Genomic DNA, 8,127 nt, shown 5'->3' on the forward strand with positions numbered 1-8,127 from the left:
TCCATTCTTCCCTTGCCAGTTTTCCCGTTACCGTTTACTCTTTTCATGTGACCTCCTTGCTTTCCGTTGTTTTCGTTCAAAAACATGGTAGCAGGTGAGGTCATACCTTCGTTTCAACTAAGTTTAGGACACTTTCAGTTTGGCCTGCAAGCTTTTCATATCATTTCCCCAAGTGAGCCTTCGCGGTTTTGTTGATAAATCCCGGCCTGTACCGGGTTATCAATATATTAAATTGACTGTTTTCGCTTATAGATGTCTCAAGTATGTCACAATTCGATTAGGCGCCGCAACAAGCTTGTAAGGCGCGGCAAGCCCGCCGCAAAACCGCTTATTTCGCCTGTGAAGGGACTCGCTGGATGATGTTTAATTTATTGACTACATCCTTCACCCCTTCGGTGGCGCGGGTTATGTCCACGGCGCGCTGGGCTATCTCGTCTGACGGGGCGTCGCCTGAAAGCGTTGCCACCCCTTCGTTGACTGAAACCGATATGTCCCTGGCCGGGACGGAGTCATCCTTCATAATACGGGCCACGACGCGGGCCTTCACGGCGCTGTCGGAAAAGAAATCCTTTGCGCTGCTCCATTTATCGTCCATGGAGGCGCCGATTTTCTCCATGGTCCCTTTTTGCTCGTCGGCGGCGAAGGCGGGGGAAAACGTCAGCGTGAAAAGCAACGCGGCGGCGGTCAAAATCTTTGGCATCGGGCCCCTCCGTTAAAGTGGAAAGCGACAAATGGGATTATAGTCCAGTTTTGTCTCCGGATGGGAACAGCAAAAGGTGGAGGTGTGCTTGAATAATATATACAATATGTGTATACTTGATCCATGGGATTCGAGTGGGACGAGAACAAGAACGAAAAGAACAGGATTAAACACGGGATAAGCTTCGAGGACGCGGCGCTGATATTTGACCATGCGGTGGCCGAGCGGCCGGTGGACTGGTCCGGACCTGAAAAGCGCATACAGGCTTTTGGTGAAGTTCAGGGGATTGTCATAACGGTCATTTATACCTGGAGAGGGCCTTTTCGAAGGCTGATTTCCGCGAGGAAAGCTGGAAAAAATGAAAGAGAAAACTATTTCAAGATACAAAAGCGTTAAACAGATGCCCAAAGGCAAGACCGACTGGAAAAAGCTTCAGGCCATTTCGGACGTGGAGATTGCGGCCTCGGTGAAAGATGATCCCGATGCGCCTCCAATGGTTGACGCCGAATGGTTCAAGACCGCCAAAATCACCGCGCCTGAAAGCAAGAAGCACGTTTCCATCCGTCTTGACACCGAAGTGGTCAAGTGGTTCAAGTCGCATGGACGCGGTTATCAGACCCGGATCAACGCCCTTCTGCGCGCCTATATGGACAGCCACAGGCATGCGGGACGGTGAGATTTGACGCAAAGCGCCGCCTCGTATAACTTGCCGTGATGCGATCCAACGAAAATATCGTAAAAGCCGTGGAGCCCGCCGCGCGGGAGTATTTCGCGGACGCCCGTGGCTCGCACGGGTGGGACCATGTGCTGCGGGTGCTCCACCTTTGCGAGCATATCGGCAGGGAAGACGGGCTGGACATGACCGTGCTGAGGCTGGCGGCGCTTCTGCACGATGTGGGGAGGAGCCAGTCCGACAGGCAGGGCGGGGCCACATGCCACGCGGCGCTGGGGGCGGACATCGCACGGGAAGTGCTGCTGAAGGCCGGGGCGGGGGAGGTGTTGATAGAAAACGTGGTCCATTGCGTGGCGGCCCACAGGTTCCGCGGCGGGGTTGCGCCCGAAAGCCCGGAGGCCAAGGCGCTTTTCGACGCGGACAAGCTCGACGGCATCGGCGCGGTGGGGATAGGGCGGGCGTTCCAGTTCGCCGGAGAGGTTGGGGCCAGGCTGCACGACCCCGATGTGGACATAGACAAGACCCAATCATACAGCCAGGACGATACCGCGTACCGTGAGTATCTTGTGAAACTGCGTCACGTGAAGGAACGGATGCTCACCGCCGCCGGGAAAAGGATCGCCGGGGAGCGCCACGCTTTCATGGAAGAGTTTTTCGGGCGGTTGAACGCCGAGGTGATGGGGGATATGTAGGGGCAAGACACGCCGTGCCCGAAGCCGTGATCCCGATAGCCGTGACGATGGCGCCGCACATTTTAGGAATCCGTGGTCAGCGACCACGGGAATATGCTATACTTGTATAGCAATATCAGGAGATCATACAAAATGCTTGCTTTAAGGCTTCCCCCGGAAGTGGAAAAACGTCTTGAAAAACTCGCCAAAAAGACTGGCCGTACAAAGAGCTATTACGCCAGGCAGGCCATACTCGAATATATTGACGATATGGAGGACATCTACCAGGCGGAGAACGAGTTAGAAAATCTGCGGACCGGAAAGAGCCGTACATATACAATTGAAGAGGTAGCAAAAGACCTTGGCCTGGACGATTGAGATATCCACCACACCTAGAAAGGTTTTGGCCAAGCTGGATCGTTCGGTATCCAGGAGGATTTTCGATTTTCTCATCCGTCGCGTCGCAGTTCTGGACGATCCGAGAAGCATAGGGGAGCCTCTCAAAGGTCCGCGTTTCGGAATGCTATGGAAATATCGCGTGGGGGACTATCGCATCCTGTGCGATATCCGCGACAATGAAGTTGTCATACTCGTCGTCCGCATCGGGCATCGAAAAGATATTTATTCCTGACAGCAGCCCGCCTGACAGCCCCGCCAAAATCCGAAAAATCGTGTTTCCACGGACGGCAAGACGCGTATAATACCCACCTGCCCCTATTGTGGGCGAATGCGCCTAAAACCGGCTTTTGGGAGGACTGGATAACTTGATACCACGCTACACCCGCCCCGCGATGGAGCGGATATGGTCCCTTGAGAACAAATACGCCACATGGCTGAAGATAGAGGTGCTCGTGTGCGAGGCCTGGGAGAAAAAAGGGGCGATCCCGTCCGAGGCGTTGCGCACAATCCGGTCGAAGGCCGATTTCAACGTCAAGCGCATCGCAAAGATAGAGGCGGAGGTGAAGCACGACGTGATCGCGTTCCTCACATCCGTGGCGGAGAGCGTGGGGCCGGACTCGCGGTTCATACACCTTGGAATGACAAGTTCGGACGTGGTGGACACGGGGCTTGCCTGCCTGCTCGTCCAGTCGGCGGAGATAATATTGGACGACGTGGACGACCTGCTAAAGGCGCTAAAGAAGCGGGCGTTCGAATTCAAGGAGACGGTGTGCATAGGGCGTTCCCACGGCATCCATGCCGAGCCGGTGACATTCGGGCTTAAGCTGGCCCTGTGGCATGCCGAGATGGTGCGCAACCGCAAAAGGCTTAAGACCGCCCGGGACACGGTGGCCATCGGAAAACTTTCCGGAGCTGTCGGCACCTACGCCAACATTGATCCGGACATAGAGAAGTATGTGTGCAAAAAGCTTGGCCTGAAACCCGCCCCCATCGCCACCCAGGTGATCCAGCGGGACAGGCACGCCGAATACATGTCGGCCCTGGCCATCACGGCCTCCACGGTGGAGAAGATCGCCGTGGAGCTGCGCCACCTGCAGCGCACGGAGGTGCTGGAGGCGGAGGAGAAGTTCACCGCAGGCCAGAAAGGGTCCTCGGCCATGCCGCACAAGCGCAATCCCATCACCGCCGAAAACCTGACGGGGCTGGCCCGCATCATCAAGGGGAACCTTTTCCCGGCGCTGGACAACGTGGCGCTGTGGCACGAGCGGGACATATCGCACTCGTCGGTGGAGCGGGTGATATTCCCCGATTCGACCATATTGATGGACTACATGTTAAGCAAGCTTAAGGGGCTTATCGAGGGGCTTGTGGTGTATCCGGAAAACATGGTGGAGAACCTGGAGAAGACGCGGGGGCTGATATTCTCCCAGAAAATACTGCTCGACCTTGTTGAGGCGGGGATGAGCAGGGAGGACGCATACGCCGTCGTGCAGCGGGTGGCGATGAAATGCTGGAAGGAGAAGGAGCAGTTCCTCGACCTTTTGCTGGCCGAGCCGAAAGTGCGCGGGGTGCTGACCAAGGAACAGGTTGAAGAATCATTCGACTTGGCCTATCATTTGAAGAATATAGACTATATCTTCGACCGCGTATTCGAAAGCGAGGACTAAATGGCCGTGGATGCTGTAACAAGAGGTGACGCTCTTTACGAGGGGAAAGCGAAGATCATATACTCCACCTCGTCGCCAGACCTGTTCATCCAGTACTTCAAGGATGACGCGACTGCGTTCAACGGCAAGAAAAAAGGGACCATCACCAACAAGGGGGTGTGCAACAACGCCATATCCTCCCACATCTTCGGCCTCCTGGAAAAGGAAGGGATCAAGACCCACTATGTGGACACCCCGTCCGAGCGGGAGATGGTGGTGAAAAAGGTCTCCATCATCCCTGTGGAGGTGGTGATGCGAAACGTCGTGGCCGGGTCGCTTTCCACCCGGATGGGCGTTCCGGAGGGGACCACGCTTTCCGAGCCTGTGCTGGAGTATTACTACAAGAACGACGAACTGGGCGACCCGATGATTAACCAGCATCACATCCGGGCGTTCAACCTTGCCACGGACGAGGAGATGCGGACGGTGGCGGACCTTTCATTCAGGATCAACGGCTGGCTGACGGCGTTTTTCACAAGGATGGGGATAACGCTTGTGGACTATAAGCTGGAGTTTGGCAGGAGCCCGGAAGGTGTGCTGCTGGCCGACGAGATCAGCCCGGACGGATGCCGCCTTTGGGACAAGGCCACCGGGGAGAAGATGGACAAGGACAGGTTCCGGCGCGACCTGGGCAGGCTCACCGAGGTGTACGAGGAGATGCGCGGCCGGGTTCTGGCGGCGCGTTGAGGGGACGGCGGGGATAGATGAAAGCAAAAATCACTGTGACGTTGAAGACCGGGATACTCGACCCGCAGGGCCGGGCGATCCAGGGGGCGCTGGAATCACTGGACGGGCGGGACGTGAAGAATGTCCGCGTCGGCAAGCTTATCGAGATCGAGCTCGAAGAGCGGGACCGCGAAGCGGCCATGGCCAAGCTAAAGCTGATGTGCGACAAGCTCCTGGCCAACCCGGTGACGGAGAATTACAACATCGAGATAGTCTCCGCCTGAACAGATGAACCAGAGGAACGGCGAGCAGATCAAGACCCTGATGTTCGAGGTGCCGGAGTTTGACCAGCTTTCCAACGAGGAAATAGACATACTTGCCAAACATATCTTCCACAAGAGCGTTCCGGCGGGGACGGTGCTTTGCAAGGAAGGGATGTCCGGGGACTCGCTTTTCTATATCGTCAACGGGAAGATAGAGATCAGGAAAGAGTCCATGGACGGCCGGCAGACAGTGCTGGCCAGGTTTAACAAAGGGGCGTCCGTTGGGGAGATGAGCCTTGTGGAGGAATCGCCCCGGTCTGCCACGGCGACGGCGGTGGAGGACGTGGAGCTTTTGATCCTCACCAGGGGGAGCTTTGAGACGTTGCTCAATGAAAATCCATACGTGGGGGTGAAGATACTGCGGAACATCGCAAAGGCCCTTTCGCGCAGGCTTCGGTTCACCTCCGGCCGGTTCGCCGACGTTTTCAAGTGAAATAGATGAAATTCGCCGTAATAGTATTTCCGGGCTCCAATTGCGATCACGACTGCTACCACGCCCTCAAGCACGACCTTGGGGTGGACGTGGAGTTCGTGTGGCACACGGAGCGCTCTTTGGACGGATACGACATGGTGACGCTTCCCGGGGGATTCTCCTATGGGGATTACCTGCGGGCAGGCGCCATCGCGCGGTTTTCGCCTGTGATGGGGGCCGTGGAGCGGTTCGCAAAAAGGGGCGGGCCGGTGCTGGGGATATGCAACGGTTTCCAGATTCTCACGGAAGCGGGCCTGCTGCCGGGGGCGCTGGCGCATAACGAGCATATGAAGTTCATATGCAAGGACGTCCACGCGCGGGTGGAGACTTCCAATTCGTTCGCCACCGGGGGGATTGAAAAGGGAAAGGTCCTGCGCATCCCCGTCGCCCACATGGAGGGGCGGTACACCGCCCCGGATGAGACATTAAAGAAGCTTTTGGACGAAGACAGGGTATTATTAAGATATTGTGAAAAAGACGGGCGGGTGACCGGCGAGGCCAACCCGAACGGTTCGGCGATGAACATAGCCGGAGTTCTTTCTGAAAAACGCAACGTGGCCGGCATGATGCCGCATCCGGAAAGGGTCTGCGAATCGGCCCTGGGCGGAACGGACGGACTGGCGGTCTTCGAGTCCATCATTAGCAGTCTTAGCGCGGTCTAGGTCTTGCGGCCCATGCGGGGCGCAGGGCGGCCGTGTTTGTTTCCTGAAGTCCATTATTTGAGGTTGAAGTATCAGTTTGAGCACTCAGTTTGCCAGCGACAAACCGGAGACCGGCGTGAAAGCGATGTCCAAGCAGTCGTGGGATATGTCCTACAGCGTTGGTGTCGCCAAATTCGACGATCAGCACAAGGTCCTCTTTGAATATCTTAACCAGATGCACGACGCGATCCGGACCAACCCCACGGCGGAGGCCATCGGCGTGGTGCTCGAAGGGCTTGTCAACTATACGTTGACCCATTTCTTCGACGAGGAGATCGAGCTTATGAAAAACGGCTACCCGGACTATGAGCGGCACCGGGAAGAGCACGACAAGCTGGTTTCGGCGGCGCGCGATTTCGTGGTGCGGTTCAAGACCGGCAAGTCCACCCCCCGCAGGCTGACGGTGGAGATCATCGCGGTGCTCACAGAATGGCTCAAGGACCATATCATGGTGGCGGACAAGAGATACAGCGACTTCCTCAACGCCAGGGGCGTGAAGTGACCTTGCCCGCCCTTTGGCGCCACATGACATGTCCGCACGCCAGCTTCCCGGAGGAAAAAGGGCTGGACGGCTCCGGCAGTTGCAGGACGTTCCTTGCCATCCATTGCGCCTTGCCCGGCGCCCACGCGCGGAAAAACATGCCGTGCCGGGCGCAGGTGGCGAAAAAAGAAGATTCCAACGGAGCCGCATGATGGGCAAAGAAGAGCTGGAGGAAGGAAGCTCCCTTTCGCTGGACTTTGAGAAGCGCGGCGGACTGCTGCCGGTGATAGCCCAGGACGCTTCGGACGGTTCAGTTCTCATGCTCGGCTATGTGAACCGCGAAGCGCTCGACGAGACGGTCAGGTCCGGCGTGGCGGTGTTCTGGTCCACCTCGCGCGGCGCATTATGGAAAAAAGGGGAGACCTCCGGTGATTACCTGAAGATGGTGGACATATACGTGGACTGCGACCAGGATGCGCTGATATACGTTGTGGCCCCGCAAGGCGCCGGAGCCTGCCACACCAAGGATCCGAAAAGCGGCGCCGCGCGCAAAAGCTGCTTTTACCGGAAGATTGATTTTAGGACCGGGAAGCTTGCGGACAGAGAGTGAACAATGTTGATGACACGTTGACACAAATGAAACTCTCCCGGCATATAAGAAACAACATGCGCCTTTACGGCATTTCGGAAGAAGACATATCGCTTGCGATCCAGTCTTAAGATTCCATATTCGAGGAAGAAGGCAAGGTCACTGTCATAAAGTCGTTTCACGGGAGATTTTCAGGATTTCCCTTGAAAGTTGTTTTCAAACCGGGCGCTAATGCCTTTATAATAACCGCGTATCCTTATAAAAAGGCGTTTGACGGAAATAAATCATGAAAGTCCAGTACGACGAAGAAGCAGACGCGGCGTATATACAGCTTTCCTCCGGATCGCCGGACGGGGCGGTGGAAATCGAGGATGGCGTCATATTGCACACAACAAAAGAGCATTCCATTATCAGCATAGAAATCCTTGACGCCAGCAAGAAATTTCCTATCCAGAACCTTTACACGCTGGAACGCGCTTCATAGAGTTTTATGTTGCTTCGCCGGGGGCGCCGACCCCGGTCTTCAATTTATTGGATTAAGAGGAACTGTGGTCGGCGACCACGGGGAAACATTTGATACGGAAAATGGCTCGCCTGAAAAAACACCTGTTAGCAACAAATAGAAATGTCCGGTTTAGTAGCACATGAATTGTCCGCTTTGTCCATCCGGTGATTTCCGATTAATCCCGGCGGGGCCGCAAGCGGCGGACAGTTACGCCGCGGCCTTCCTTTTCTTTTTGATTTCA

Annotated in this window: 15 protein-coding genes; 14 read left to right on the forward strand and 1 reads right to left on the reverse strand. The window is 56.0% G+C overall.

From position 1 onward, the window contains the following. Window positions 1-328: 328 nt before the first annotated feature. Window positions 329-700 (reverse strand): BON domain-containing protein, encoded by a 372-nt coding sequence (locus tag HZB29_04825; protein MBI5814916.1) that lies wholly within the window; start codon window positions 698-700, stop codon window positions 329-331. A 123-nt stretch (window positions 701-823) separates the two neighbouring features. On the opposite strand from HZB29_04825, the gene HZB29_04830 reads away from it, so the two are divergent. From HZB29_04830 to HZB29_04895, 14 genes are all read left to right on the forward strand, one after another. After that, entirely contained in the window at window positions 824-1,096 is a 273-nt protein-coding gene (locus HZB29_04830; GenBank protein MBI5814917.1) for a BrnT family toxin, read from the forward strand. Window positions 1,097-1,100: 4 nt separating this feature from the next. Beyond that, complete coding sequence (locus tag HZB29_04835; protein ID MBI5814918.1) at window positions 1,101-1,376, forward strand: BrnA antitoxin family protein; 276 nt, start codon at window positions 1,101-1,103, stop codon at window positions 1,374-1,376. A 38-nt stretch (window positions 1,377-1,414) separates the two neighbouring features. Next, entirely contained in the window at window positions 1,415-2,065 is a 651-nt protein-coding gene (locus HZB29_04840) for an HD domain-containing protein (protein MBI5814919.1), read from the forward strand. Window positions 2,066-2,197: 132 nt separating this feature from the next. Beyond that, complete coding sequence (locus HZB29_04845) at window positions 2,198-2,422, forward strand: ribbon-helix-helix protein, CopG family (protein ID MBI5814920.1); 225 nt, start codon at window positions 2,198-2,200, stop codon at window positions 2,420-2,422. Further along, window positions 2,406-2,675, forward strand: coding sequence for a type II toxin-antitoxin system RelE/ParE family toxin (locus HZB29_04850; GenBank protein MBI5814921.1), 270 nt, complete (start codon window positions 2,406-2,408; stop codon window positions 2,673-2,675). Before HZB29_04845 ends, HZB29_04850 begins: the two co-directional genes overlap by 17 nt. Before the next feature lie 133 nt (window positions 2,676-2,808). Beyond that, a complete protein-coding gene (locus HZB29_04855) occupies window positions 2,809-4,110 on the forward strand; it encodes an adenylosuccinate lyase (GenBank protein ID MBI5814922.1) in 1,302 nt (433 codons plus the stop codon). Beyond that, the gene (locus tag HZB29_04860) at window positions 4,111-4,836 is read left to right on the forward strand and encodes a phosphoribosylaminoimidazolesuccinocarboxamide synthase (protein MBI5814923.1); all 726 of its coding nucleotides are present in this window, start codon (window positions 4,111-4,113) and stop codon (window positions 4,834-4,836) included. 17 nt (window positions 4,837-4,853) lie between these two features. Continuing rightward, window positions 4,854-5,099 carry a phosphoribosylformylglycinamidine synthase subunit PurS gene (gene purS, locus HZB29_04865; GenBank protein MBI5814924.1) on the forward strand — a complete coding sequence of 82 codons (246 nt, stop codon included), beginning with the start codon at window positions 4,854-4,856 and terminating at the stop codon, window positions 5,097-5,099. Window positions 5,100-5,103: 4 nt separating this feature from the next. Beyond that, on the forward strand, window positions 5,104-5,571 hold the full coding sequence (locus HZB29_04870; GenBank protein ID MBI5814925.1) for a cyclic nucleotide-binding domain-containing protein: 468 nt from the start codon (window positions 5,104-5,106) through the stop codon (window positions 5,569-5,571). A 5-nt stretch (window positions 5,572-5,576) separates the two neighbouring features. Next, window positions 5,577-6,272 carry a phosphoribosylformylglycinamidine synthase subunit PurQ gene (purQ, locus tag HZB29_04875; GenBank protein MBI5814926.1) on the forward strand — a complete coding sequence of 232 codons (696 nt, stop codon included), beginning with the start codon at window positions 5,577-5,579 and terminating at the stop codon, window positions 6,270-6,272. Window positions 6,273-6,348: 76 nt separating this feature from the next. Further along, window positions 6,349-6,813, forward strand: a complete 465-nt coding sequence (locus tag HZB29_04880; GenBank protein MBI5814927.1) for a hemerythrin family protein — start codon at window positions 6,349-6,351, stop codon at window positions 6,811-6,813. Window positions 6,814-6,836: 23 nt separating this feature from the next. Further along, the gene (locus tag HZB29_04885) at window positions 6,837-7,004 is read left to right on the forward strand and encodes a hypothetical protein (GenBank protein MBI5814928.1); all 168 of its coding nucleotides are present in this window, start codon (window positions 6,837-6,839) and stop codon (window positions 7,002-7,004) included. Beyond that, a complete protein-coding gene (locus tag HZB29_04890; protein MBI5814929.1) occupies window positions 7,004-7,402 on the forward strand; it encodes a phosphoribosyl-AMP cyclohydrolase in 399 nt (132 codons plus the stop codon). The genes HZB29_04885 and HZB29_04890 overlap by 1 nt, the downstream gene beginning before the upstream one ends. A 265-nt stretch (window positions 7,403-7,667) precedes the next feature. Further along, entirely contained in the window at window positions 7,668-7,865 is a 198-nt protein-coding gene (locus tag HZB29_04895) for a DUF2283 domain-containing protein (GenBank protein MBI5814930.1), read from the forward strand. The last annotated feature ends 262 nt before the right edge of the window (window positions 7,866-8,127 follow it).

Source organism: Nitrospinota bacterium (assembly GCA_016235255.1).
GTDB lineage: Bacteria > Nitrospinota_A > UBA7883 > UBA7883 > JACRLM01 > JACRLM01.

Excerpts from the sequence above, each read along its gene's own strand:
- HZB29_04845 (MBI5814920.1), top strand. The coding sequence starts at position 2,198 with ATGCTTGCTTTAAGGCTTCCCCCGGAAGTGGAAAAACGTCTTGAAAAA.
- purS (MBI5814924.1), top strand. The coding sequence starts at position 4,854 with ATGAAAGCAAAAATCACTGTGACGTTGAAGACCGGGATACTCGACCCG.
- HZB29_04870 (MBI5814925.1), top strand. The coding sequence starts at position 5,104 with ATGAACCAGAGGAACGGCGAGCAGATCAAGACCCTGATGTTCGAGGTG.
- HZB29_04830 (MBI5814917.1), top strand. The coding sequence starts at position 824 with ATGGGATTCGAGTGGGACGAGAACAAGAACGAAAAGAACAGGATTAAA.
- purQ (MBI5814926.1), top strand. The coding sequence starts at position 5,577 with ATGAAATTCGCCGTAATAGTATTTCCGGGCTCCAATTGCGATCACGAC.
- HZB29_04895 (MBI5814930.1), top strand. The coding sequence starts at position 7,668 with ATGAAAGTCCAGTACGACGAAGAAGCAGACGCGGCGTATATACAGCTT.
- HZB29_04860 (MBI5814923.1), top strand. The coding sequence starts at position 4,111 with ATGGCCGTGGATGCTGTAACAAGAGGTGACGCTCTTTACGAGGGGAAA.
- HZB29_04885 (MBI5814928.1), top strand. The coding sequence starts at position 6,837 with ATGACATGTCCGCACGCCAGCTTCCCGGAGGAAAAAGGGCTGGACGGC.
- HZB29_04835 (MBI5814918.1), top strand. The coding sequence starts at position 1,101 with ATGCCCAAAGGCAAGACCGACTGGAAAAAGCTTCAGGCCATTTCGGAC.
- HZB29_04825 (MBI5814916.1), bottom strand. The coding sequence starts at position 700 with ATGCCAAAGATTTTGACCGCCGCCGCGTTGCTTTTCACGCTGACGTTT.
- HZB29_04890 (MBI5814929.1), top strand. The coding sequence starts at position 7,004 with ATGGGCAAAGAAGAGCTGGAGGAAGGAAGCTCCCTTTCGCTGGACTTT.
- HZB29_04840 (MBI5814919.1), top strand. The coding sequence starts at position 1,415 with ATGCGATCCAACGAAAATATCGTAAAAGCCGTGGAGCCCGCCGCGCGG.